At 43.7% G+C, this 24,900-nt stretch carries 20 protein-coding genes; 10 read left to right on the top strand and 10 right to left on the bottom strand.

What is annotated here, in order from left to right:
• Positions 1–42 precede the first annotated feature (42 nt).
• The 3 genes from AB4407_RS03770 to AB4407_RS03760 form a co-directional block, all read right to left on the bottom strand.
• Complete coding sequence (locus AB4407_RS03770; RefSeq protein ID WP_017060062.1) at positions 43–600, bottom strand: PhnA domain-containing protein; 558 nt, start codon at positions 598–600, stop codon at positions 43–45.
• Between the two features lie 220 nt (positions 601–820).
• Positions 821–3,256: a VolA/Pla-1 family phospholipase gene (locus tag AB4407_RS03765; protein WP_372118764.1), complete on the bottom strand. Its 2,436-nt coding sequence runs from the start codon at positions 3,254–3,256 to the stop codon at positions 821–823.
• A gap of 13 nt (positions 3,257–3,269) precedes the next feature.
• Entirely contained in the window at positions 3,270–4,529 is a 1,260-nt protein-coding gene (locus AB4407_RS03760; protein ID WP_135384327.1) for an outer membrane protein transport protein, read from the bottom strand.
• A 357-nt stretch (positions 4,530–4,886) separates the two neighbouring features.
• On the opposite strand from AB4407_RS03760, the gene AB4407_RS03755 reads away from it, so the two are divergent.
• Entirely contained in the window at positions 4,887–5,969 is a 1,083-nt protein-coding gene (locus tag AB4407_RS03755; RefSeq protein WP_372118761.1) for a site-2 protease family protein, read from the top strand.
• A gap of 306 nt (positions 5,970–6,275) precedes the next feature.
• Here AB4407_RS03755 and AB4407_RS03750 read toward each other — a convergent pair whose 3' ends face one another.
• Positions 6,276–7,061: a M48 family metallopeptidase gene (locus tag AB4407_RS03750; protein WP_372118758.1), complete on the bottom strand. Its 786-nt coding sequence runs from the start codon at positions 7,059–7,061 to the stop codon at positions 6,276–6,278.
• Positions 7,062–7,200: 139 nt separating this feature from the next.
• Here AB4407_RS03750 and AB4407_RS03745 point away from each other — a divergent pair, with 139 nt between their 5' ends.
• From AB4407_RS03745 to AB4407_RS03725, 5 genes are all read left to right on the top strand, one after another.
• Positions 7,201–7,626 (top strand): hotdog fold thioesterase, encoded by a 426-nt coding sequence (locus AB4407_RS03745; protein WP_372118756.1) that lies wholly within the window; start codon positions 7,201–7,203, stop codon positions 7,624–7,626.
• 73 nt (positions 7,627–7,699) lie between these two features.
• Positions 7,700–7,933: a DUF3389 domain-containing protein gene (locus AB4407_RS03740; RefSeq protein WP_372118753.1), complete on the top strand. Its 234-nt coding sequence runs from the start codon at positions 7,700–7,702 to the stop codon at positions 7,931–7,933.
• Positions 7,934–8,087: 154 nt separating this feature from the next.
• Positions 8,088–9,779: an SgrR family transcriptional regulator gene (locus tag AB4407_RS03735; protein ID WP_372118750.1), complete on the top strand. Its 1,692-nt coding sequence runs from the start codon at positions 8,088–8,090 to the stop codon at positions 9,777–9,779.
• A 30-nt stretch (positions 9,780–9,809) separates the two neighbouring features.
• Entirely contained in the window at positions 9,810–10,718 is a 909-nt protein-coding gene (locus AB4407_RS03730; RefSeq protein WP_372118748.1) for a DMT family transporter, read from the top strand.
• Between the two features lie 21 nt (positions 10,719–10,739).
• Entirely contained in the window at positions 10,740–10,991 is a 252-nt protein-coding gene (locus AB4407_RS03725; RefSeq protein ID WP_017082269.1) for a hypothetical protein, read from the top strand.
• An 83-nt stretch (positions 10,992–11,074) separates the two neighbouring features.
• Here AB4407_RS03725 and AB4407_RS03720 read toward each other — a convergent pair whose 3' ends face one another.
• On the bottom strand, positions 11,075–11,683 hold the full coding sequence (locus AB4407_RS03720) for a DUF2238 domain-containing protein (protein ID WP_372118744.1): 609 nt from the start codon (positions 11,681–11,683) through the stop codon (positions 11,075–11,077).
• 199 nt (positions 11,684–11,882) lie between these two features.
• Between AB4407_RS03720 and AB4407_RS03715 the strand changes: the two genes are divergently transcribed.
• Together AB4407_RS03715 and AB4407_RS03710 are read left to right on the top strand one after the other, a co-directional pair.
• Entirely contained in the window at positions 11,883–12,722 is an 840-nt protein-coding gene (locus AB4407_RS03715; RefSeq protein WP_372118741.1) for an isopenicillin N synthase family dioxygenase, read from the top strand.
• Between the two features lie 275 nt (positions 12,723–12,997).
• Positions 12,998–13,618: a DNA-J related domain-containing protein gene (locus AB4407_RS03710; RefSeq protein ID WP_372118738.1), complete on the top strand. Its 621-nt coding sequence runs from the start codon at positions 12,998–13,000 to the stop codon at positions 13,616–13,618.
• A gap of 165 nt (positions 13,619–13,783) precedes the next feature.
• Here the strand turns inward: AB4407_RS03710 and mrdA are convergent, their stop codons facing one another.
• The 5 genes from mrdA to AB4407_RS03685 form a co-directional block, all read right to left on the bottom strand.
• Positions 13,784–15,682: a penicillin-binding protein 2 gene (gene mrdA / locus AB4407_RS03705; RefSeq protein WP_372118735.1), complete on the bottom strand. Its 1,899-nt coding sequence runs from the start codon at positions 15,680–15,682 to the stop codon at positions 13,784–13,786.
• A 240-nt stretch (positions 15,683–15,922) separates the two neighbouring features.
• The gene (locus tag AB4407_RS03700; RefSeq protein WP_009845330.1) at positions 15,923–17,584 is read right to left on the bottom strand and encodes an ABC-ATPase domain-containing protein; all 1,662 of its coding nucleotides are present in this window, start codon (positions 17,582–17,584) and stop codon (positions 15,923–15,925) included.
• A gap of 118 nt (positions 17,585–17,702) precedes the next feature.
• Positions 17,703–19,610 (bottom strand): EAL domain-containing protein, encoded by a 1,908-nt coding sequence (locus AB4407_RS03695; RefSeq protein WP_372118732.1) that lies wholly within the window; start codon positions 19,608–19,610, stop codon positions 17,703–17,705.
• 178 nt (positions 19,611–19,788) lie between these two features.
• Complete coding sequence (fabV, locus tag AB4407_RS03690; protein ID WP_372118729.1) at positions 19,789–20,988, bottom strand: enoyl-ACP reductase FabV; 1,200 nt, start codon at positions 20,986–20,988, stop codon at positions 19,789–19,791.
• Positions 20,989–21,069: 81 nt separating this feature from the next.
• Positions 21,070–21,687 (bottom strand): arylesterase, encoded by a 618-nt coding sequence (locus AB4407_RS03685; RefSeq protein WP_372118727.1) that lies wholly within the window; start codon positions 21,685–21,687, stop codon positions 21,070–21,072.
• On the opposite strand from AB4407_RS03685, the gene AB4407_RS03680 reads away from it, so the two are divergent.
• Entirely contained in the window at positions 21,686–22,360 is a 675-nt protein-coding gene (locus AB4407_RS03680; RefSeq protein WP_372118724.1) for an ABC transporter ATP-binding protein, read from the top strand. The two genes, AB4407_RS03685 and AB4407_RS03680, sit on opposite strands and share 2 nt — an antisense overlap.
• A gap of 1 nt (position 22,361) precedes the next feature.
• The gene (locus AB4407_RS03675; protein ID WP_372118722.1) at positions 22,362–24,800 is read left to right on the top strand and encodes an ABC transporter permease; all 2,439 of its coding nucleotides are present in this window, start codon (positions 22,362–22,364) and stop codon (positions 24,798–24,800) included.
• The last annotated feature ends 100 nt before the right edge of the window (positions 24,801–24,900 follow it).

Raw genomic sequence — 24,900 nt, 5'->3', positions numbered from 1 at the left:
TTAGCGCCTTTTTTATTAGATTTTGTTCAGCTAAAAGAATAATTACTTTTTACGGCAGAACTCAGCGATTACGTACATTGATTGACCGCCGTTTGTTTTACCAGAAACAAGCTTAGGATCGTCACCAACGCTGATACCACGGATAACAGTACCTTGCTTAATCACTTGGTTAGTACCTTTGATTGGCAGATCTTTAATTACTGTTACGTCGTCACCTTTCTTAAGTTCAACGCCGTTCACATCAAGAGGTTTGTCATCAGCAGACATGCCAATTTGTGCCCAAACTGACGTTTCTTCTTCAAGGTACATCATGTCTAGCGCGTCTTGAGCCCAGCTTTCTGTGTTCAGACGAGTAAGTTGACGCCATGCCGTTACTTGAACTGGCGCTTCTTGACTCCACATGCTGTCAGTTAGACAACGCCAGTGGTTGATATCTTTAGGATCGTCAATCTCACCAAGACATTTGTCACATACCATGATGCCGTGATCCACTGTTACGTGGCTGTGTGGCGGCACTGCGTATGCAGTAAGAGAAGAATCAGAACCACATAGTTCACATTTAGATTGGCAGCGTTCTAGCATCGTAGCTTCAGAAGACATAATGGACTCACATTTATTAGGTATTAAATTACGGGGCTATTATCCACTTTATTTACAATAAAGAAAGAGGTCGTACGGTATTCTGTCTTGATTAATTTTAGCTGAGATCAAGCATTTGTGTTTTAAGGTTCTATGCAAACGGTTAACTAGGGATAGTTGGTTGGTGGTAGAAACAAAAATGCCAGCGGTTTGGCTGGCATTTGTTTAGTTGCAACTATTCTTATTCCAAGAAAGAAGCAGTAATAGATGCTGAAGTTAACGCGTTGTCGATCAAGAAGTCTACAGCTTGTGTCTGCATGCTTACATGATGACCTGCGTCCAAAGGTGTTGGTGTCGTCTTATCTTGCGGTATTACAAACGTACTGTGCGCAGCGACATCACTGAACTTAACAAAATCCTTCGCTCCGTCTGGGCTTGTATTACTCGAATCAACGACTTTTAGTTTCAGCTTCGTTGCTAACGGTGTGGTTCCCGCGAACGGAGCGTTTGCGACTGTGTTTGGTACTGTATCATCACCTTGTACTTGCCCCATATAAATAGGCAGAACAGGTGAGCCAGAAGCAACTAGATAAGACGCATTGGTAAACGGATCAATAGTATCTAACACAGTTTGTGCAGCGTAAGCGAACTGTTGAAAAGCGGCGGTCATGGTTGCTTTCTGTGCTGCAGTCGCGTTTGCTTCAAACGTTGTGTAACACTGTTTGCTAGAGAGGCTTCCACAGTTCGCGGTTGCGAAACCTGCGTATTCCGTTGAAGCGCTCAATGCAACGCTGTGCTTAACTTGAGGGCCAAACTCCGTAGAACCCAATAGAAGGTTCGATATCTGACCGCCTGAGTTTTCTATCGCTGCTGAACTGAATGAGTAAAGCGAATTAGCTGCGACACTACCGAGTGTACGATTAGAGGCTGCAACTGCCGTCGTTCCAACAATACCGCCGAGTGAGTGGCCTAGAAACTTAACTTGCGAGCCTTTGGTTAAATCAAAACCTTTAAGTGGTGACGCGCCTAACAATGTTGCTTGTGATGATACAGCTAAAGCTGCGCGTAAGCCCATAACATCAAGCGCACTTTGGCGTACGTTATCGCGAGCGACGGGTAAGTTCGCTAAGTTTAGATAAGCCAAAACGTCAGCGTTTGCCGAACGAGTATCATCCAAACTACGTGTACCGTGGATCGGTAAGTCAATCGCCAATACTGCTACACCTGCTTTTGCAAGGTTGTAAGCGAAAGCATAAGCGTTTTCTTTCGCTGAGGTGATGCCGTGTTGGTAGATCACAACATTAGTAGGATCAGAACCATTTGGCGTAAACAGTAAGAACTCGACGTCTTCTAATGATTTAACTTGAGGAACAGGTGAGTATTTGGTGATGACTCGCTCGCTATCAAGTGCTGAACCATCTTTAAGAGTCAGGTTTAAACCAATGAGTTTAAGCTGCTCTGTTTGACTCGTCGCTAATATACTTGCATCAATACCAGCAGCAATAAGTTGAGCGGCCATGTTCGCCTTTTCTGCACTATTACTTAGAGCATTTGAAACCTTAGCTAGGCTAGGCATAGCGGATTCAAATGGCTGAGAATTCCATTTGCTGCTTGTCTCAAGGTAATAAGGTAACTTAACCGATCCTTGACTTACATTGACATCAGCGCTTGATGCATCGTACATCGCGCCGATTGCAAATTTGGCTTTAGCAATCTTCGTCGCGTCACCACCACCAATGTATTTGTCAAAATCAGTGTCATTTGCTAATGCTGTTTTGAATGTTACCGCAGGAAGAAACGACATAGTATAAGCGGCTTTTAGGTCAACCGAATTAGGGTTTGCACTGCCTTTCCATACACCATTTAGGTCCGCTGAAGCCAACCCAGTCGCTGTTGCTGCTTTTGTTGCGAAAAGAGAACCGCCAACCGATTCGGTGGTAAACCACGTCGAATAAATGATGTCTTTGGTATCAAGGCTCACTTTGCCCGCAGCATTTGCCCCTGCAAAGATTTTCTCAACACCTTGAGTTACTTTCTGTGCTTGAGCTAAGCTACCCGCAGTATACGTTACTGAGCTTGATTTCAGAGCTGCGTAGCTTGACGACATTCCTACCGGATCGCCATTCACATCTGTCAGTTCATTCGACAGTGCCAACACGTATTCGCTTGAAGCATCGAGTGAATCTTTAAATACAATAGTAAAGGCATCGGTTGCAGCGCTTGATAATACATTAAAGTGCGTACCTAGAGTTAGTACGTCTGTAACCGTTGGCGCTGTTGTGGATGTCAGTGAACCGCTCAGTTTTAGAATGTAAACACCACCAGTTGCGACACCGTCGGCAAGGCCTGTACCTTCGAAATTCATAATGATTGGCATCGAAGTAGACCAACCATCCATGGTGTTCATTGCCGCAATTGGATTAGTTAACGAATCTTTGCCACCTGTTGGTAACCCAAGAGTACCATCCGTCGTGTCCATCAGAGCGAAGCTTGGCAATGGAACTGCTTTGTTAGCACCACTTAGGTGGAACTTAATACTTGTAGTGCGAGCAAGTGAATCTTGAATGTACTGCTCGTATTTAACTGCAGTTGAAGCACCTGAACTCGAAGAGTCATCACCGCAACCAGCAAGAAACATCGCTGAAGTAAGCAGCGAAACACTAAATAACTTTTTCATGTGTGAATTCCGTTTAGTTAAAGGTGTAGTTCAATTGAATTGCAGATAGGTAAGCGACTGCATCGCCAGAAAACTCAAGCTTTTGACCCAATTTATTGGTCTCAGTGAAGTCACCACCTTTGCTTTGTACAAGGGCAAAACCAGCATCAATAGAAAGATCTGGGCTGTATTGGTAAGTCAAACCTGTGCTGTACCAGTAACGATCGCTATCTGGGATACTTAAAGTCGTTTGGCCAGCTTGCTCGTCATAAGCAAGACCCGCTCTTAGTGTCCATTCTTGATTCAACTGATAAGTTGCACCCAACGAGTAGCGGTTGTTATCCTCGTAGTGTTCTGTCTTTTTAAAACACACACCATCTTTACAGTCTGGACTGGTTGCTTTCAGCTCTTTAAAGCTGCTCCAACCCGTTTGTTGCCAACCGTAGTGGATAGCCCACTGATCGGTCAGTTGGTGGAAAGCGGAGATTTCAATAATTGACGGTAAGGTAATTTTTAAGCGGCCAGTCGTTGCAGTTGCACTACCTTGTACGATTCCACCGGTGTAATCTTTGAAATCACCATCGTCAAAATCCAGATCAACTTCCGAACGATAAGCGATAGAAAATCGATTGTTTTCATTCAATTCATATAAGCCACCCACATTCCAACCAAATGCAAATGTTTCACCAGTCATACTGATTAACTTCGTCGACGAAGGATCACCAGTAACATTCGAAATAGCACCTTGGTGTCGGTTGAGCTCAGCTTCTGCGTAAACAAGGTTTACACCAGCGCCAATGCTGAATTGGTCGTCGATTCTATACGCTACGTTGGGGTTTAAATTGACAGACATGAGTGATGTATCGCCGGCTAGATCACCTGCGTAGATATCATCTGGGTAATCGGTAGCCACACCATAGTTGGAAAACATACCAATACCCCAAGCCCATTGTTCATTGATTGGGCTAATGTAGTAAGCACCAGGTACAATCTGAAGGGGAGCGACGTCTTTAGATGTCTGGCTTTGCCCGCCAGAACCCGGAACATTGTTTTGAGTAATGTCTACTTCTGGATCAACGACAGAAACCGCGCCTGAAAATTGGGCTGTATCAAATAGGGTCATTGCAGCGGGGTTTCTCGCAAGTACACTCGCGTTGTCGGCAACTGCGCCTTCACCTGAGAATGCGCGTCCAAGGCCTGAGGCAGAGTGCTCAGCAACTTGGAAACCAGCCGCAAGTGAATTACATGCAAATAGCACAGAAAGCGAAACGAGAGAGCGTTGTATTGTTTTCATCCTTGACCCTCCTAGGGCATCAAATCTCATTCTTATTGTTGAAAACACAAAGAGCATTCTTATTGGTGATGCTCCAATGTAAATGACATGTTAAATTCATGTTTCATGCAAAGTCAAAGAATGAGTTATCATTTTGTGAAGTTATGTTTTTAAGGGGCGGGACTTTAACACTAATAATATGCATACAATCAATGGTTTATTTGTGGTTGGAGGTGTGACCAGAATGTTTATGCGTATTATTGGCATAAATAGTATCCAACTGCTCAAATATGTAACAACTTTGTTTGTGTTTACCGTTAATCGCTAAATCGGCATAATACGGTTTCATTTACGATGTCATTAAATTGGAATTTAAGTTTGGAATTACTCGCGATAGAGTTTCTTGGAAAACCACTTCGGTTAGAAGGTTCAATGGCAGGTTGGCAACAGTTGTTCTGGGACAATACACTTGTATCTCAACTGGATGCGACCTCAGAGCAAGACAATGCTCGCACTCACGCATTTATGTTGCAATCTGGCGAAGATACGTTGCAGTGTCACGTCGAGGCGTCAGTTCAATGGCAGCCATTTGAGATGTATTACAAAGCGTCCGTCAATGGTCAAACGATTGCCGAAGGTAACCGTGACACTAAAGACATCGAGCAACAAACTCCCGTTGTCGCACCTAAACCAGAGAAGCGTTTTAGCTTAATTGGATTAGTGTCGCTTGGTATGAAAGCATTAAAAAGTGCCAAGCTAATCAAAGTCGTACTTGCTTCAGCGAGCTTGGCTGCGTATTCATGGCTGTTTTCAATTCAATTTGCATTAGCTCTAATCGCTTGCCTTATGTTCCATGAATACGGCCATATTAGAGCGATGAAATACTTTGGTATGAAGACCAAAGGCATCTATTTGATACCATTCATTGGTGGTTTAGCGTTATCTGATGAGAAGATCAATACGCGCTGGCAAGATGTAGTTATTTCAATCATGGGGCCATTGTTCGGATTGATATTGTCTTTGGTGTTTACCGTGTTGTACTGGGTTACTGGCGAGATGTTCTTTGCTGGGCTTGCGGTATTCAACGCGCTATTGAACTTGTTTAATCTATTGCCAATTCTGCCTCTCGATGGCGGTCATGTGCTGAAAAGTATCAGTTTCTCAATGAACAGCGTGCTTGGTATTGTATTGTGTATCGCAGCCGCTGTTGCTGGTGTGGTACTGAGTTATCAATTGAATTTAACCCTGTTTGGCTTCTTATTAATTATGGGCAGTGTTGAAATACTGTTCGAATGGAAAGGGCGACATCATAGTAACTTGTTACCCTTAGACAAATATGGGCAAGTTGTATCATTCCTATGGTATGTGGGCTTAGTGAGCAGTTTAATCGGTGTTATCTGGTATTTCGCATCAACTGGCGACCAATTACTGAGCCTACCGTTACAGATTCTAGGCACTTAACGCATAGCTATAACTGAGTGACTTGTTCATAAAAGCGCAAGGTCGCCAAATATAAACAAAATGAAAAACGCCCTAACCATTTGGATAGGGCGTTTTAATATCTGCGGTTCTAACTTATACCAATCACAGTAAGTAAGTGATCAAAAATAGCGCAGGAAAAAGGCTTGAGAACAAGGCCGCTCTTCTCGATAAGAAGTTTCGATAAGTAGTTATTCTACAATCAAAAATTCTAACACAGTTATCGAGCGTTTTAACCAGCTAGGGTGACCAGTTATTTACTACGATTGGTATTATACGTTCGTCAAATCAAACTTTGCAATTTGGTTTAGCAACGTTCGATTGAGGCAGTGTCGTGATCTTGGTTTGCAGATCTTTAATACGGGTACTGTGAGAAGGGTGCGTCGAAAGCAATTCTGGTTGACTGCCACCTGATGCTTTCGCCATGTTCTTCCATAAATCAACACTCTGGTTTGGGTCGAACCCAGCTTTCGCCATGTACTCTAGGCCGACAATGTCAGCTTCAGATTCTTGAGTTCGACCATAAGGCAGAATTACACCATATTGAACACCCAAGCCTAATGCAGCCATGGTCATGCTTTGATACTGTTTGTATTCTGATGAACCTAGAGCAACACTGGTGATCGACAAACCTGTATTGGCGAGTTGTGATTGTGATAGGCGTTCGTTACTGTGGTCGGCGAGAACGTGCGCTACTTCGTGTCCGATAACCGTTGCCAGTTGGTCTTGGTTTACCGCGACATTGAGTAAACCCGTGTAGACGCCAATTTTTCCGCCTGGCAGAGCGAACGCGTTTACTTGGTCGCTATCAAAAACCACCACTTCCCATTCACTAAAGCCTTGCTTAGGAATGTGTTGAGTAATACTGTTCGCTACGCACTGAACATACGCGTTGGTTTTTGCATCTTTACTGATGGGTTGCTCTTTCTTCATTTGTTCGAAAGACTGTGCACCAAGCTGAGACATATCTTGGTCTGAAAAAAGCAGCAGTTGGTTTCTTCCTGTCGGGGAAGCGCTACACGCGGTTAGGCCTGCAAGAGTGAGAAGCGAGGCAAACTTCGTCCATGACGTCATACAATATCCTCTGTGTATTCGGTTTTTATGCATGTTAACATCAACTTGCGTAATAACTAAGGGCTGTAAGATAACTAACAGCCAGTAATATAGAAAAAGCTATGCACGCGATAACAAGATTAATAATTAAGGACCCCACATGAGTATTTGGAAAAAGCCCGTTGACCTAGACACCTTCAACGCGACCTCAAAAGATACCTTAATTGAGCACCTCAATATTGTTTACACCGAGGTTAACGATAATTCCTTGGTGGCAACCATGCCAGTTTGTCATTTCACGCACCAACCACTGGGCATGCTTCACGGCGGTGCATCCGTGGTTTTAGCTGAAACTCTTGGCTCACTCGCCGCAAACTTTTGCGTACCTGATGGTTACTATTGCGTAGGGCTAGACATCAACGCTAACCACGTTCGCTCTATGCGTGAAGGGCACGTTATTGGCACTGCTGAGCCTGTTCACCTTGGTGTATCTACCCAAGTATGGCAGATAAACATCACTGATGAGCGTCAACGCTTAGTCTGTACAAGCCGTTTAACAATTGCCGTGAAGAAACATAAGCGATAATAGGTTAAGCATTCGTTAGCTGTGTTTGTATTTATATAAAGTAATCTGTATTTAAAAATATTCCGAGAAATCCATGGTCATAACGTTTAAAAGTGGAAAAGTCATTGCAACGGCACATGAGCTGGTTGTTCGTTTGGATGGAGAGCACAGAGTAACGCTACAAGCTCAAGTTGATGCAATCCAATTGATAGGAAAAGGGGCAAATGTCATTTCAGCGAATGGTTCTGAATGCAAGTGGTCGATAAAATTAGACAACGAACAGCAGCTTCGAGATATTGCCAGTGAAATCGGCTGCAATATGATGTAATCGTATACTGCAAAAGTACTTAGACCTTCTGTTCTAATCACATCCTAGGACGCCATACCCAATAATTCGCAAGAAAATCACATCCGTAAGATTGATTTTAAGTCTTAAAATAGGGAAACTGAATTCAATATCCTTTGAATAAGTTTTCCTCTTTATGAGCAGCCCAAGACTTCGCGTTCAATTTGAAACCCTGTTTGAATACTTCGATGGTAAAGATTCTGATGTTCAGCTCGACGACATCACGGATGTGCTTTGTTGTACCCGTCGTAATGCCCGGATGGTACTCAATAAGCTTGAAGAAGAAGGATGGGTTGAGTGGTTACCTGCGGCGGGGCGAGGTAAGTTATCTCAACTAATTTTTAAGCAGAATCGTTGCGATGTCAGTGAAAACTTAGCAAGACGTTACTTACAAGAAGGGAAAATTGGACAAGCGCTGTCAGTGCTTGATCACAATGCAGCCAAGCTGACTCAGGTTATTCAAAATTACTTGGGTGTGCAATATCAGGAAGGTGAGCAGGTTATTCGTTTACCTTATTACCGACCGCTTTCTATGCTTAACCCAACAAAGTCGATGCGACGATCTGAGCAGCATATTACCTGTCAGGTATTCAGTGGGTTAACACGTTTGGATGAGAACGATCAATTACAACCCGATCTTGCTCATTCATGGCAAAAAATCAGCGATTATCAATGGCGATTCTTCTTGAGACCCGGAGTCCGTTTTCATAACGGAGAGCCTCTGTTAACCAATCATGTTGTGGATACGCTGCTAGCACTCGAACCTCTCAATATGTTCTCACATATAAAAGACGTCTCTTCTCCGGCAAACTGTGTGGTTGATGTCTTTTTAACGCGACCAGATAAACACTTCCCAGTCGCTCTGACTGAATCCGTTGCCAAAGTCACCTTACCGATGATTTTACGTGGTGAAGACTACGATATTCGACCGATTGGTACAGGCCCGTATCGCATTGAAAAGAACGATGATAAGCAACTGGTGCTAACGGCTTTTAATGGATACTTTGGTTTTAGACCGCTGATCGATCGCGTTGAAGTTTGGGTTGTTGATGAGGCTTACTCTTCAATGGTTTACCCAAGTCTTTCTAAGCCTGTAATGGCGGATCGCGGCGATAGCGACGAAGTTGAACTTGATCCGGGCTGTACGTATTTATTATTGAATAGAAAGAAGGGCATCGCACAAGATCCAGCATGGGCAGAGTTCCTATCAAATGCTTTGAATGCTTCAGATCTGTTTGTGCATATTCCAAAAGAAACGGTTATCGACTTGGGTGTGCTGCATGCTTACGGAATCAAACCCGGTTGGTATGACATCAAGTTAAAAACGCCAGTTTGTCCACCAGCAAGCGCTAAACCAAGAGTGAGATTGGCGTATCAATGCCAACATCCAATGTTTCCAACACTCGCTAAAGCCATCGTCACTGTGTTGAAGCAATACAACGTTGATGTTGAACTTTATGGCTACGAAACCGATCCTCCACACGCCGATAATGTCGATATTTGGATTAATCCAATGGGTATTGCTAACAATAGAGATGACGCGTTAGCGGGCTGGTTGATGGATTACAGCTTTCTCGATGAATCTAGTCTGGCAGAAGACTTCGATCAATGGTGTCACATGATCGATCGTTGGCGCTCGGGCGAGTTTGAGCAATTCCCAGCACGACAGTTAGGTAAACAATTGGTGCAAAGTAATCAATTGATTCCAATGTTCCACTGTTGGTTAGGCGTTAACAAAGATCAATGCGGTACGCTGCAGAACGCAAAGTGTAATGCACTCGGTTGGTTCGACTTTAGCCAAGTTTGGGTAAAACCGGACGTTGACTAAGACCAGAGATAGCTTGATTAGGACAACACGATGCAAACGGTGATGATCACATTTATAACGCTGGTGGCGTTTGCTGCCAATTCAGTGTTGTGTCGTTGGGCTTTGATGGATCAAACGATTGATCCTTTGAGTTTCTCGATCGTGCGTATCATATCGGGTGCCCTTACACTTCTGATTTTATTAACTTTGTCTTCCCACTCTAAGTCTAGAGAGGAGCTAGTAAACAACGACAAGTCGGTAGAGACAAAGCTCAAATTACAGTTTCAATTTACATCAATATTGTCACTCCTCGTTTATATGTTTGGTTTCTCGTTTGCTTACTTAGAGCTTGGTGCAGGTCTCGGTGCTTTGGTTCTGTTTGTCGCAGTTCAATTTACGATGATTGCCGCACACCTGTTAGCTGGCAATAGAATGTCATTGTTAGAGTGGTGTGGTTGTTTGTTGTCAGTTTCTGGGCTCGTTTACTTACTCATGCCGACGGATTCGACAAGTTCGCCCGATATAACCTCCATCATATTGATGGCTCTGGCTGGAGTAGGCTGGGGCATTTACACATTGGCAGGAAAGAAATCGCCAAACGCACTGCAATCGACGACCGCCAATTTTGGTTTCAGCTCGTTAGCTATTCTTGTGGTTATAAGCTTGCTCGTTTTGATACCTAATGCGTTACCGCGAATCTCTATTACCGAGCAAGGCCTAATTTACGCGGTAATGTCTGGTTCGGTGGCTTCTGGTGTCGGTTATAGTCTTTGGTATTACGTCGTGAAAAAGCTACATACAGTCGTTGCATCTATTGCGCAGCTTTCTGTTCCCGTTATCGCGACACTTGGTGGCGTTTTGTTGTTATCTGAACCTGTTACTATGCAATTTATTATCTCATCGACTGTTATCTTACTTGGGATAAGCTTGGTTCTTGTCGCACCTAAACTTAAGAAATAAAGGGTTCAATTATTAACTTCTATGGCTAAACCAAACAAAAAACAACCGACCAAAACGGTTCAGATTTTCTGTGCCAAATGCAAAACGCAACTTTTTAAGTATCGAAAAGGCGGCAAAGGTGCACTCGTGAAGTGTTTTAAGGAACGTATTGTTGAAGATTTCACGAAAGAGCCATGTGTGTGCCCTGAATGCGGGATTGAATTTGCGCGAGATACCTTAGTCAGAGGTACGCCAGCCTACAAGTTTGTGGGTGGCAAGGTGACTATGAAGTAGAAAAGAACAAATGCCACGACACAGTTTGCGTGTGGCATTTAAATCGTAACTTATAAGCAAGAAGTGAGCGGGCTATCTACGAACTACTGAGCTCTAACTCGCCCTTGAAGTTTAAGAAGGAATAGTGCGACGATTGCACCCGTTGTATCACACAGCATGTCTTTCTGTGCATCCCAAATATCACCTTGTGAGCCAAGGAACGCGATACCTTCATCACCACCTGCAATCTCCGCGTACCACCACTCAATAATCTCGTAGCCAGCGGCTACACTCATGATTGCAAATAGCGCAAAGAAACAGGCTAGTATCGGCTGAGCCAATTTCTTACGAATCAAATACTCTGCGAGTGGATAGGCATAAAGACCAATAGAGAAATGGGCTACTCGGTCAAAGTTATTGCGCTCAGAGCCAATAAGGTTATTGAACCATTCAAATGGCACTTCTGCGAAGGTATATTTTGCGCCTATCGTGTGCAAAATAAGCCAGATAAACATCAGAGCATAAGCTGTCTTAGAAAAGGTGAGCTTGGTGGATAGCCACCATATCCCGATAAGAATACCGAGAGCAGGGACGATCTCAGCGATCCAAACGGCTCTTGAAGATGGCGCAAAGGCTGAAAAGAGAAAGATAACAAGATAGACAGCAGTTAGTGAGAGTAGAGGTCTATTTTGAGCAAGTGGCGTAATTGTCATCATCAGATCCTTTATAAGTTTTTTGTATAGTTACACAATAATGAACAGTGTTCAATTGCGTTCTAATCACTAGATTTGTTGAAAAGTAGTGTTATCGCCCAGTATCTAGACAAACGGTTGCTAGAGTTTCACAAAAGTTTGATTTACAACAAAGCGATCCTTAAAATTGCTCTATTACTACATAACAAGAAAGAAAGTCATGAAACTGGAAACTGTCGATTACCTTGCTGACGACGCAGCAGAACAATTTGTTCGCTCTCTACGTGAAACGGGTTTTGGTGTTCTTAAGAACCACCCAATCCCGAAAGAGCTTGTTGAGTCTATTTACGAAAACTGGTACCAATTCTTCATTACAAAAGAGAAAGAGAACTTCCAATTTAATGTTGACACACAAGATGGATATTTTCCGCCTTCAGTGTCTGAAGTTGCAAAAGGCAACACGGTAAAAGACATTAAAGAGTTCTTCCATGTATATCCTTGGGGCCAAATCCCTGAGCAACTGAAAGAGCAGGTTCTAGATTACTATGGACGGGCGAACGCTTTTGCAGAAGAGCTATTAGGCTGGATTGAAGTACATGCACCTGTAGAAGTACAAGAGAAGTTTTCTATTGCATTGTCAGAAATGATCAATGGAAGTGATCAGACTCTACTTCGAGTTCTTCATTACCCACCGATGCAAGGTGACGAAGAGCCAGGTGCTATCCGCGCGGCAGCTCATGAAGATATTAACCTGATTACCATTCTTCCAGCAGCAAACGAGCCGGGTCTTCAAGTTCAATCTCAAAATGGTGATTGGTTAGACGTACCTTGTGACTTTGGCAGCATGATCATTAATATTGGTGACATGCTTCAAGAAGCATCGGATGGTTACTTCCCATCGACGAGTCACCGTGTAATTAATCCATCAGGTGAACGCCAAGAGAAATCTCGTATTTCTTTACCTCTATTTCTTCACCCGAAACCAGAAGTGGTTTTGTCTGAAAAATACACAGCTCGCGAGTACCTAGTCGAACGTTTACGAGAACTTGGCGTTATGTAGTTAGAGATACTGGTATGTCTTTGAAAGGTCAGCAAAATTGCTGGCCTTTTTTTGTTTTTTCAAAGAGCTAAACCAATCATAGTCAATTACTGGTCACCTTAGCTGCGTAATTTTGATGGATAACGGGCTTTTGAGCCAAGCAATTGAATGTGGTGTTCCATTAAGCTCGACAAATCGTAGAAAATCGCTTTCAATTAAGAGAAGTCAGCCCACTGACCTAGGGCAATTCATCATGCCTAACAAGCTAACAACCTAATAACGCAAATGAGCCAACTATGTCGAATAATCAAGGTGTGAGAGCAAGCTTTCATAGCCATATGGAGAACCCTTTGCTTTGGCCCATTATGGAAGTGCTTAAGCGAAAACCAAGTGGATGGAAAGTACACACACTGGCGGCTCATCTAAACGACCTTGGGTTTATGCCTGTATTAGATGCAGCACCCGAGAAGGAGTTATTTAAAAAGAACTTTCTCATTATGAATGCGCTGTATCAGCTTCAAGAAACGTTGCACCCTGATGGTTGGCTTCAAGTTCAAGCAATGGATATTGAATTGATGAATGGAAGCTATCATGGAAATAGCCACAGCATTGATCACCAAGACCCACTTCGAGACTACTACACTAATTGGACTAACTATGAAGCGGATGAAGGTGAAGTCAAAAGGCTGCTGAACGAGTTTTGGACTCGGTACAGAAAGTTTGTTGGCGCTGATACGCTCAATTTAGATAAAAACCGTGCGTTGAAGTTATTTGATCTCCCTGTAGATGCAACGCATAAGGAAATAAGAAAGCGTTGGCGACAGCTGGCGTTGCGGTGGCATCCCGATAGAGACGAGGGCAATACGGCAAAATTCCAGACGCTTTGTGAAGCGTGGCATGTATTACGAAGTTCATAATCGACGTAACTCTTACTGCGCTGTTTATTGACTCTTTAGATTGAAATTTAAGCCCTATATATAAAATTGAAAAGCCCCATGTTGTGAGTGACACAAGTGGGGCTTTGTCGTCATTACGCTTGTATTGTAACTAGGTTAAGCGTTGTCCTTACTTCATTTATTGTGCTACGAGTGATCTTTACGTTCGCCACTCTTATGTTCGAATGCATAGTCGAGTACTTTACGGATATAAGGAGCACCGACTTTGGAACCACCATTACCGTGCTCGATGACCACAGTCGCGACATATTCAGGGTATTCGTAAGGTGCGAACGCCGTGTAAAGCGCATGGTCTAGTAAATGCCGAGCCAGTTTCTTGGAGTTGTAGACCTGATCTTTGGCAAGATCAAATACTTGGGCTGTACCCGATTTACCGCCGCTAATGTAGTCCGTTCCTTTAAATGCACGTCTACCGCTACCTCGACTGCCGTGGTTTACGAGTCGCATCGCATTAATAGGCACATCCCATATCTCGTCTGGTACTTCAGTGATCGACAGCATCGGCTCAGGTTCAACAAGTTTTTGCGTATCAAAATCTTCACCGTGATCTAAGGTAGCTCTCAAGATATGAGGTGGCATTACCTTCCCATGATTAACTAGTACCGAGGTTGCTTTGGCAAGTTGCATTGGCGTGGATGTCCAATACCCTTGGCCAATACCAATAGGGACGGTGTCACCTTGATACCAAGGTGTACGATAACGCATCATCTTCCATTCTCGAGTTGGCATGTTGGCGGTGCTTTCTTCATAGATATCGATGCCCGTAGGTTCACCAAAACCAAAGCGATTCATCCAACTTGAGATGCGGTCGATACCTAAATCAAAGGCGGTTTGATAGAAGAATGAATCCACCGACTCTTCAATCGCTTGAGTTACGTCAACAGGACCGTGACCCCAGCGTTTCCAGTCTCGCCATGATTTAGAGTTGCGTTTGGAACCGGGAATTTGCCATGAACCGTGATCATCACGAATGGTGTTTTCTGATATAACATGCTCTTGTAATCCAGCAACGGCCATAAATGGTTTTATGGTGGATGCTGGGGGGTAAACGCCCAGTGTGGTGCGATTCACCAACGGGTGAGCAGGGTCATTCAATAGACGTTGGTAGTTCTTACTCGAAATGCCGTCGACAAATAGATTAGGGTCATAACTTGGGCTAGATGCCATCGCCAGTACACTGTTGTCTTTCGGATCGAGAATTACTGCACTTCCGGTTCGGTGATCAAGTTGCTCAAATACGTATTTTTGCAGTTCAAGGTCAATATTTAATACTATGTCTTTACCTGCAACCGGCGGCACATACTCAATAGTCCGAATAACACGGCCACGGCTGTTTACTTCAACTTCTTGATAGCCTTTGGTTCCGTGTAGGATATCTTCGTAATAGCGTTCGACACCGAGCTTACCAATAACAGTAGTCGCTTGATAATTCGCTTCGATGCCTTTTTCTTCTAGCTTCTTTAAGTCACTATCATTGATGTGTGCCACATACCCTAAGACATGTGTCAGCACCTCTCCATTTGGGTAAAAGCGCTTTAAGTTCGTATCAATCGATAGGCCGGGGAATTGGTATTGGTGCACCGAGAACTTAGCAATCTCTTCTTCACTTAGGTTCTCTAATATAGTGACAGATTTGAAACGGCGCGTATTGTGATAACGTTTTTTGAATTGAGCGATCTGCTCAACATCACGCGGGATGTATTTGTCGAGCTTTGCGAGCATGGTATCGACATCGTCTGTTTGCTCGGGAATCATCGTCAGGTTGAATACAAGCTTGTTCTCGGCAAGCAACACACCATTACGATCGTAAATTAGCCCGCGAGTAGGCGCGATAGGCAATACTTTGATTCTGTTGCCATCAGCACGAGTTTGATAGCTTTCAAAATTGTCGACTTGAAGTCGGTACAGGTTGGCGACTAAGACGAGAGTGAAGAGTAAGATCCCACAAAACGCCACGATTACACGGTTTTTGAATAGGTTTACTTCGATTTTATGGTCACGCATCTTAACGCGTTTATGATTCATTGAAGCCTCAAGAGTCTGTTACATTTAGTTACACCTATCGAGCCGGAACTTTATCTGAATATCGCCATAGTTTTGTAAAAGCTGTGTCATGATTTTGGGGATTTCTATGATTAAAGCGCTGACCAACAATGTAGTCACGTAAAGAGTGGCCGAATCAGATAGAAATATAGGAATTGAACGCAAAAAAACGGCCCTCATAAATGAGAGCCGTAACAATAAAGATTAACTTAACGCGAGGTATTAGTTCGAGCTCGAAGGTTTGAACTGAGATTTACGCATACGGTTTAGTGCGGCCATTACATCCAATACTCTTGGTTTCGCTAAGTCACCGTAGTTTGGCATGTTCACGTGCCACTCATCGCTTAAGATAGCGCTAAACTCTTTAGCAGGGTTGTTTGACCAACCTGGAGTTTGTGCAAACTGGAACCATGCCCAACCAATCGCGTTCACTTCTGACGTTGATTCTAACTGCTCTAATGCAGAAAGGTCCGCGAATTCCTTGCCAAAACGCAGTGACTCTTTACCTTTCGCGTTAACTCGGAATTTACCGTCAGTAAGAATGTTCATCAATGCAGCGCGGTTTAACGAGCGAGGAACAAACGTTTCTAATGCGGTCTCACATTCGTTAGTTCGCTGAGTAGGGTGTTGAGCGATGACTTCTTGTGCTTTATCAGTTACGTCTACTGCTTGGTAGTCGTGCATTTGAATTACAGTGTCAGCCACGTCTAGGTAATCGCCAGAACCACCCATTACAACAATGGTAGAGATATCCATCTCTTCACGTAGTTGGCCAATACGGTCAACAAGTGGAGTGATTGGCTCAGCACCTTTTGATACTAGAGCTTGCATACGTTCGTCACGAATCATGAAGTTAGTCGCTGACGTATCTTCATCAATAAGTAGTGTTTGAACGCCTGCTTCAATCGATTCTTGTAGCCAAGCCGCTTGCGATGTAGAACCTGATGCATCTTGTGTGCTGAAATTAGACGTGTCTTTCTGCATTGGTAAATGGTTGATGTAGTTTGAAAGATTTAAGTTGTGTACACATCGGCCATCTTCAGCACGGATCTTCATCGTATCAGTCGCAGTCACGATACCTTCACGGCCATCACCAGGAATATGGTTGTAGATAGAACGTTCAACGGCGTTCAATAGTGTAGATTTACCATGGAAACCACCACCAACGATCAGCGTGATGCCTTTAGGAATACCTAGGCCAGTCACATCACCTTGGTTTGGCGCGTTTAGCGTCACACTTAAAGACTCTGGTGCTAGGAAAGGAACCGCGCCTTTCATTGGCAGGTCGCAGTTACCTGCAATACGAGGTAATACACTGCCATTTGCAACGAATGCCGCTAGGTTGTTTTCTTCCAATTGAGCACGCAATGCATCTTGGTCTTCAACAGCTTCACAATGCTTAATCATTGCTTCAATGTTGAGTTCGCGTTCAAGCGTTGCGCGACGAATAAACTTAGGCAAATAGAATGTAATGATGTTGATTGCTTTCTTTGCAAGAATACTACGACCATCAGCGGGTAGGTTGATACGAAAACGAATTTCGATACCGTGCTCGGTGAAAACCACAGATGTGTTATCCAAAACAGTTTGGCCTGTTAGTGCGATAGACACGGTAGCTTCTTGTTTAGCAAATTCAGAGAAGCTACGTGCAATGAAGTCACGTGCTGCTACTTGGTATTCGTAAGATTTTTCTTTAAGCCAATCTAACCCTGTTAACGACCAAGCGCGTGTTGCGCGAAAACGTGAAGATGATGCATACGGGTCACCTTGAACGTGGTCGATGTGTAATTCGAAATCAGCAAAGTCGTATTGACCTTTAATTTGTTGATATGCGCGGAAGTTTTGTTTTTCGAGCTTTTTAAGCTTTGCAGTCAACTGATCCATAACGAGGAATGCCTATATAAAGGGAAGATAAAACAGAAAGGCGGCGATTATAAAAATCACCACCTATAGAGTAAAGAGAAAGTAGGCCTAAATCCAAAACAAAGTGCTCTTTTTCGCTTTAAGCGTAACGAGTTGTCCCCAAATAGTTTTGATTGATTAAGCTGTGTTCGAATTCTTGGCTCGGCATTGGTTTTCCATAAAGGTAACCTTGTCCCACATCACAACCTTCTTTGATGATAAATTGCTCCTGAACTTCCGATTCTATACCTTCAATAGTGACTTTTAAGTCAAGCTTTTTCGCGATTTGAATTATGGACCGAACGATCTCTGAGTCTTCCTGTGAGTTGAGCATTTGGTCGATGAAACTCTTATCAATTTTAATCGTATCGAATGGGTATTTCTTAAGGTAACTAAATGAGGCGTAGCCTGTACCAAAGTCATCCAGTGACAATGTAACGCCAATGTTGTGTAACGATTCCAATGTATTCTTCGCGACAACTTCATCGGCTATGAGGCAACTTTCCGTGACTTCAAGTTCTAAGAAATGAGGTTCCAGGTGATAGGTTTCCAGCAGGTGAATAATTTGGTCTGCGAAATCAACATTCTTCAATTGAATAGCAGATACGTTTACGGCTATTTTGAAATCTTCAACGTATTCGGACCACTCTTTCGCTTGCTCTATAGCGTTGCGCAGAGCAAAATTTCCCACTTCGAAAATCAATCCGTTTTGCTCGGCCATGTGTATTAAGGTTTCGTTAGATATGTCTCCCAGAACGGGATGTCGCCAACGCAGTAGAGCCTCTGCACCAACCCAGCGATGAGTCAACGGGCATACTTTAGGCTGAAAATAGAGCATAAGGTCATCATTACGAACCGCTTGGAGTAAATAACCTTCAATCTTATTAATATGACTTTGTTCTTCAGCATGAGACTGGGAATAGTAAGCGAACTTCTGTCCGGAATCTTTACATGCCAGCATCGCTTCTGAAGATTTTTGGATAATGCTGTCAGCACCATCGTCGTTATCAGTAATCGCAATCCCTATAAAGGCATGCAGATGAACTTTGTCACTACCGATGTCAAATTCTGAATGACCCACTTTTACTAATGTCTGGCATAGTTCTTCGATACGCTGGTGCAAATCTTTAACGCTGAACGCCAACACAAGGTCAGCCGAAGTAGGGCGCGCAGTTAGTACCTCGACATCAGAGATACTGTCGATGCGTTGTCGGTATTCAACCAGCACTTGGTCTAACGCGTTGTAGCCATATCGAGCTTGAATGCGCCTGCCATTAGTAAATCCAATATGGATTACCGCGAGTGAGCCACCGGTAAATCTTTGTTGTGACAACAACTTCTGGTTTAAGAGAGACTCAAATGCACTTCGGTTCAAAAAGCCGGTGCCGAGGTCATGATTTTTTTGGAAATTGATCTCTTGTTCTGCCGCTCTTCGCTTATCAATCTCTTGGTTTAATGAATAATTAAGACTCGCGAGATCTTTAGTGCGAGTAGCAACACGGCTTTTCAGGTCTCGATTCATTTGAGTGAGCTTAGCGTGTTGAAACAAGGTTTTTAATTGAGATTCTATCGAGGTGCGAAAGCTTTCTAATAGCTTAATATAGGTAGGTGTGTAGTGATTTTCTTTCGAGTCCAAGATACAAATGGTGCCAAACAGTTCGCCGTTAGGCCAAAATAGCGGAATGCCACAATAAGAGATTAAGCCAAGCTTTGTGTCGGGGTTGTTTTTCCAATCAACATCGGCAAGCGCATTGGGTACTAAAAGCTGCTTCTGAGACTCCATCACTGTTTCGCAGTAAAGCCCATTTCCTAATGTTTCAGAATCGCCTTTGTTATAAGGGTTATCCTGACTGTGGCTGGTAGAGAAAACTTCAATGTAGTTGGTATGAACACGCATGATAAGTGCGGCAGGCACTTTGGTGATTTGAGCTAAGAGGTCGACAATATCCTGCCAACTGGATGCCATGTCGTCAGGGATCTCTAAGTCTATTGTTTTTATCTTCTTCATGTGACTCCGAGTCAATTATGCTAAATGCATCAACACGTCCTGTGTTAATTAAGATGAACCAAATAAACTGTGAATATTACATTAACTAAGTATAAGAAATGTTGTGCAAAAAAACCTCCGCAATTTTGAGGAGGTTTTCAAATGTGAATCTGGGTCTCAGTAATGAGATAAGTTTCGATTAAGGCTTTAACTTTATAAAATTATCAGTGTTAAGTTTCTCGTTATAGTTTATCGACGGTTGAGCAAAACCGTTCAACTGTAAAAACTCTTCTTTAAAACCTTGATAGTCACCGATTGTTTGGAAGTTGTTTTCATCCATAGCTTCAAGTAGCTCTGTCACGTGAGCTTGTGTTTCTGGATCGAGTTCCCATTCATCCATTCGTATTAGTCGTTCACCATCAAGCGGCACTTTTTCCTGACCATATAGCTTGCTGTTAAACAAGCGCTGCATCTGTTCGATACAACCTTCGTGCGTTTCTTTTTCTTTCATCACTCTATATAAAGCAAGCAGGTAAGGGCTTAGCCCCGGAATGAACACACTCGCTTTGGTCACTAATGCTTTACACACGGTCGCGTAAGCGTTACCGCCGAAGTTGGCTAGCTCAAGATTCAGCGCGTGGCTTGTTTGATGAAGATCGATCTTAGCGCGTCCTAAAGTACCATCTAAATAAATAGGATGCGTCACTTCTGGACCAACGTAAGAAAATGCGATGGTTTTACAGCCTGGGGCAATCGATTCAGCGTTGATCAGCTCATCTATCCAGTTTTCCCAATCTTCGCCACCCATGACTTTAAGCGTGCTTTCGGCTTCTTCTTCGGTTGCTGCTTCAAGCGTGTTGGTTACCCAATGATCGTGCTCAAGAGATATAGTCGCGCCAGTGACGCTTTCACCGATTGGCTTAATGGCAGAGCGCCAGAATTCTTCGGTATTTGGTTTGGGTCTTACGCCAGCGGCTAAGCTGTAGATAATCAGATCCACTTCACCTTCGAAGTAGGTTTCAATGGCCTCGACAACTTGTGAACGTGTTTCTTGTGAAAATGCGTCGCCAACAATGTTGATAGCAGTGCGTTGCTCTCGTTCGGCTTCTTTCTTGAAATAGATGTTGTTGTACCAACCCGCGCTGCCTAGGGATTTTTCGTTAGGACCGCGCTCGAATGAGACGCCGATGGTGTCAGCTTTTGCACCGCCAAAGGTAAGGGCAATGCGAGCGGCAAGGCCGAAGCCGGAGGATGCGCCGATGATCAGGACTCGTTTAGGGCCATCTTTGATTTGCGGCGCACTCTTAACAAACTTGATTTGTTGCTTTACGGCTTCTTGACAGCCTAGAGGGTGAGCGCTTTTGGCGACCACACCCTTGATAATAGGTTCGATCAGCATAAATAACCTTACAGTTAACGATGATATGCACTCAGGCTAACGTAAAGCTGTGTAAAATTTATTGAGCTAGACCATTAAAACCTAAAGATACTGATATAATTCTTTGGCGACAAATTCAGCAATCCAAGGCTGAGCTTCTGGTTTTGGATGCAGCCCATCGTTCATCATCCACTCAGGTTTAAGGATGATATGTTCCAGAAAAAACGGTAAAAGTGGCACGTTATGTTGATCAGCAAGCACTGTAAATACGTATTCAAACTGCTGGTTGTAACGCTTACCGTAATTCGGTGGGATTTTAATCTTCATCATAATAGGTTTCGCGCCCGTAGCTTTTATCTGCTTGATGATTTGATCAAGATTCGCAGACATCAGCTTAGGTGGAAATCCACGAAGACCATCATTCGCACCGAGTTCGATAAGAACAGTGTCTGGAGCGTGTTCTTTAAGCAATTGTGGTAAACGAGCTAACCCGTTACCAGTTGTGTCACCAGAAATACTTCCGTTGACCACGGTTACCGTTTTGTCATGCTTTGCTAACGCGTCTGGTAACAGGCTTGGCCAACTCTGTTTGATGTCCATGTTATAACCAGCACTCAAGCTATCACCAAGCACCAGTAACTTAGAATCTAACTCGGTATCTTGAGCCAAAGAAGCGGTTGAAAATATAATTAAGAATAAAAAGGAAATTAGTCGAGTCATGCATACATCCATCATTAAGGCAGAAGCTGTTTCGAAGACAGTGTCTACTAATCAAGAACATTTAACAATCTTAGAGCATGTTGATATCGATATTCGTGAGGGTGAAACGGTTGCGATTGTCGGTACTTCAGGTGCGGGTAAATCCACATTAATGACACTGCTTGCAGGGCTCGATGTACCAACTTCTGGCGAAATCAGTTTGTTAGGTCAACCTCTATCACATCTTGATGATGAAGCGAGAGCCAAAATCCGCAGCGAATCCGTTGGGTTTGTTTTCCAAAGTTTCTTATTGATCCCAAGCCTTTCTGCGCTGCAAAACGTCACACTACCTTGTCTGTTGAAAGGTGAAGACGAAGACATTGAACGCGCGACATCTCTACTTGAATCCGTGGGCTTAAAAGACAGGCTTGATCACTTGCCATCTCAGCTATCAGGCGGTGAACAACAAAGGGTCGCATTGGCTCGTGCGTTTATGATTAAGCCAAAAATCCTTTTTGCTGATGAACCTACAGGCAACTTAGATCAACAAACGGCAGCGAAAATCGTCGAGCTGTTGTTCGAACTTAATTCATCGCACGGCACCACGCTTGTTCTCGTCACGCACGACCCTAAACTCGCACAGCGTTGCCAACGAACCTTAAAAATGCATGTCGGTCACATAGAGGAAGTGTAAATTGAATTCATCACACGGACTGAACAAACGACTGTTTTCATGGAGCATCGAAGAGATTCGACATGGTCAGTTATGGCCAGGTTCCATCGCTTTAACACTCATTATTGCTTGTGTGTTTGCGCTTTCAGCTTTGGCTGAGCGTATGGAGCAGGTGATTGTTAAACAGGGTAAAGACGCACTGACTGCTGATAGTGTGTTTATCTCCGCAAACCCTATCCCTCAACCTTTGCTCGACCTTACTAAAGTAGAGCAGTTAGAAAGTTCTGAGCTAACTCGATTCTCCACCATGGCATTCAGTGATAACTCGATGCAATTAGTGACGGTGAAAGCCGTAGAGAGCAATTATCCTTTACGCGGTGAAATGATACTCGAAGGTGCAGATAACGCGGCAAGCAATCATGTTGAACCGGGTGAATTGTGGCTTGATGAACGTATATTTGCTCAGCTAGAAGTTGAGATAGGTGACAATGTCACGATAGGCGATGCCGATTTAACAATCACAGGGCGCATTGCGCAAGAACCGGGCCTAAGTTTTAACCCTTTCCAACAAATGCCTGCTGTTCTGATTCACAATAACGATGTTGAAGCGACAGGCGCAATCCAACCAGGTAGCCGCGTTAGCTTTAGATTGTTTTTAAATGGTGATGAATCGAAACTCAAAGCCGCACAAGACAGTATCGAACTGACACCGAGTGATCGCTGGCGTACACAAGACTCAACCAGTCGTACCAACGACATGTTCGAAAGCACCACTCAATACTTATCACTAACGGTAGCTATCGTCGTGATCATGGCTGCGACTACTTTAGTGCTGACTTGCCAACACTATGTAGCGAGTCGTCGAAAAACCATCGCGATGCTTAAAAGCTTAGGTGCGAGTAAGCAGTGGATCATTAAATGGCTATCTGTGCAGGTATCTCTGTTAGTCGTTATTGGCGCTGTGCTCGGTATCGCCATTGGCATTGGCTTAGAGTTTTTATTGCGAATTCCACTGGGTGACTTGTTGCCTTCGCCACTTCCAAGCTATGGCATTGAGCCCACTATCTTGGCGATTTTATCAAGCATTCTGATTGGTGTGCCTGCCTTAGGGATCCCATTGATTGGCTTAGTTAATACATCAGCCATCAGCGTGATTCAATCAAGTCATCAATCACACGAAAGCTACAAAAAGTTCGCGCTGCTGCTAGTGCCTATTATCCCGATGATGCTGATGTACGGTGATAATCTATTAGTATGGATAGTTCTAGCGGGTATCGCTTGCCTGTTCTTAGTGCTTGCAATTGTGAGTACGCTTGTTCTGCGTATGGTCGGCAAACTGCCGACGTCGACATCTATGCGCTTGGCGCTAAGCAGAATCAATCGTACTCCTCTAGCAACAGGGATTCAATTTGGTTCTTTAGCGCTGTCTTTGATGCTGCTTTCGATCATATGGCTGGTGAGAAGTGACTTGTTGTCGGATTGGCAGCAAACCTTGCCCGAGAACGCACCTAATGCGTTTGCGCTGAATATTGCGAGCTATGAGAAAGACAGTTATCTCGAGACGATTGATGTAAACGAAGTAGAGCGTACTCAAGCGTTTCCAATTATACGAGGAAGGCTCACAACCATTAACGACATTGAGGCGGCAAAATACAGCGAGACCTCAGAAGAAACAGACGCATTAAGCCGCGAGATCAACTTCACTTGGGGAGATAGCCTGCCTGAGTACAATGAAGTGTTAGAAGGCAGTTGGACACAAGAGCAGGGCGTGTCTGTGGAGTCGGATGTTGCGGAGCAACTTAATCTTAAAATTGGTGATGAGCTAACTTTCACAATCAACAGCCAGAATGTCTCGGCCAAAGTAAATAGCATCCGTAAAGTCGAGTGGCGTGAAATGAAGCCAAACTTCTACTTCATCTTTACGCCAGATGTTTTGAGTGCGATTCCTTCTACTTGGTTGGTGAGCTTCAGATTAGAAGAACAGCACAATCAGATGCTCAACGAACTCTCTCGAAATCACCCAACCGTGAGCCTGATGGACATTCGTAAAATGGGTAGCAAGATCCAAGAGTTGCTCAAACAGATTGTTTGGTCGATAACCGTACTTGCGGCTTTGGGTGTGGTAGCGGGGTTGTTGCTAATCTTTACTCTGTTGCGATTGAGCTTGTCTCAAAGACAACAAGAGATACGTTTGTACCGAACCTTAGGTGCGAGTAAGAAGCGAATTCTTAACACCATTTGGTGTGAATACGGGCTAATGGCCTTAGTGGCTGGGTCAATTGCTGCGCTGGGTTCTGAACTCAGTGTTGCAGGGGTAATGAACTTTGGCTTCGAGTTAGAACCTTCACTCCACCCAATGCTGTGGATAGCGCTACCCGTGCTAACGTTCATCACATTGGCAGCGGTAGTGAATAGCTTAATCAAACGTTTGTTAGCACCAGTAAACAAGGATTTTGGTTAGTCGTTAGCAAAATCTAACCAAATGCTTAAAACGGTCTAAAAGTGACATTATTTATATTTAGTCATGCACTATTTATAAGGCATCGCTTTAGACCGTTTTT

Source organism: Vibrio sp. 10N.261.46.E11, from assembly GCF_041472735.1.
In the GTDB taxonomy this organism is placed as follows: Bacteria; Pseudomonadota; Gammaproteobacteria; order Enterobacterales; family Vibrionaceae; genus Vibrio.
Note: the sequence above shows the minus strand (reverse complement) of the source record. Positions and strands in the feature narration are given on the sequence as shown.

Coding starts and splice junctions, on each gene's coding strand:
- AB4407_RS03710 (WP_372118738.1), top strand. CDS start 12,998: ATGTCGAATAATCAAGGTGTGAGAGCAAGCTTTCATAGCCATATGGAG.
- AB4407_RS03765 (WP_372118764.1), bottom strand. CDS start 3,256: ATGAAAAAGTTATTTAGTGTTTCGCTGCTTACTTCAGCGATGTTTCTT.
- AB4407_RS03745 (WP_372118756.1), top strand. CDS start 7,201: ATGAGTATTTGGAAAAAGCCCGTTGACCTAGACACCTTCAACGCGACC.
- AB4407_RS03770 (WP_017060062.1), bottom strand. CDS start 600: ATGTCTTCTGAAGCTACGATGCTAGAACGCTGCCAATCTAAATGTGAA.
- AB4407_RS03735 (WP_372118750.1), top strand. CDS start 8,088: ATGAGCAGCCCAAGACTTCGCGTTCAATTTGAAACCCTGTTTGAATAC.
- AB4407_RS03695 (WP_372118732.1), bottom strand. CDS start 19,610: ATGAAGAAGATAAAAACAATAGACTTAGAGATCCCTGACGACATGGCA.
- AB4407_RS03750 (WP_372118758.1), bottom strand. CDS start 7,061: ATGACGTCATGGACGAAGTTTGCCTCGCTTCTCACTCTTGCAGGCCTA.
- AB4407_RS03700 (WP_009845330.1), bottom strand. CDS start 17,584: ATGGATCAGTTGACTGCAAAGCTTAAAAAGCTCGAAAAACAAAACTTC.
- fabV (WP_372118729.1), bottom strand. CDS start 20,988: ATGCTGATCGAACCTATTATCAAGGGTGTGGTCGCCAAAAGCGCTCAC.
- AB4407_RS03730 (WP_372118748.1), top strand. CDS start 9,810: ATGCAAACGGTGATGATCACATTTATAACGCTGGTGGCGTTTGCTGCC.
- AB4407_RS03715 (WP_372118741.1), top strand. CDS start 11,883: ATGAAACTGGAAACTGTCGATTACCTTGCTGACGACGCAGCAGAACAA.
- AB4407_RS03725 (WP_017082269.1), top strand. CDS start 10,740: ATGGCTAAACCAAACAAAAAACAACCGACCAAAACGGTTCAGATTTTC.
- AB4407_RS03720 (WP_372118744.1), bottom strand. CDS start 11,683: ATGACAATTACGCCACTTGCTCAAAATAGACCTCTACTCTCACTAACT.
- AB4407_RS03685 (WP_372118727.1), bottom strand. CDS start 21,687: ATGACTCGACTAATTTCCTTTTTATTCTTAATTATATTTTCAACCGCT.
- AB4407_RS03760 (WP_135384327.1), bottom strand. CDS start 4,529: ATGAAAACAATACAACGCTCTCTCGTTTCGCTTTCTGTGCTATTTGCA.
- mrdA (WP_372118735.1), bottom strand. CDS start 15,682: ATGAATCATAAACGCGTTAAGATGCGTGACCATAAAATCGAAGTAAAC.
- AB4407_RS03740 (WP_372118753.1), top strand. CDS start 7,700: ATGGTCATAACGTTTAAAAGTGGAAAAGTCATTGCAACGGCACATGAG.
- AB4407_RS03680 (WP_372118724.1), top strand. CDS start 21,686: ATGCATACATCCATCATTAAGGCAGAAGCTGTTTCGAAGACAGTGTCT.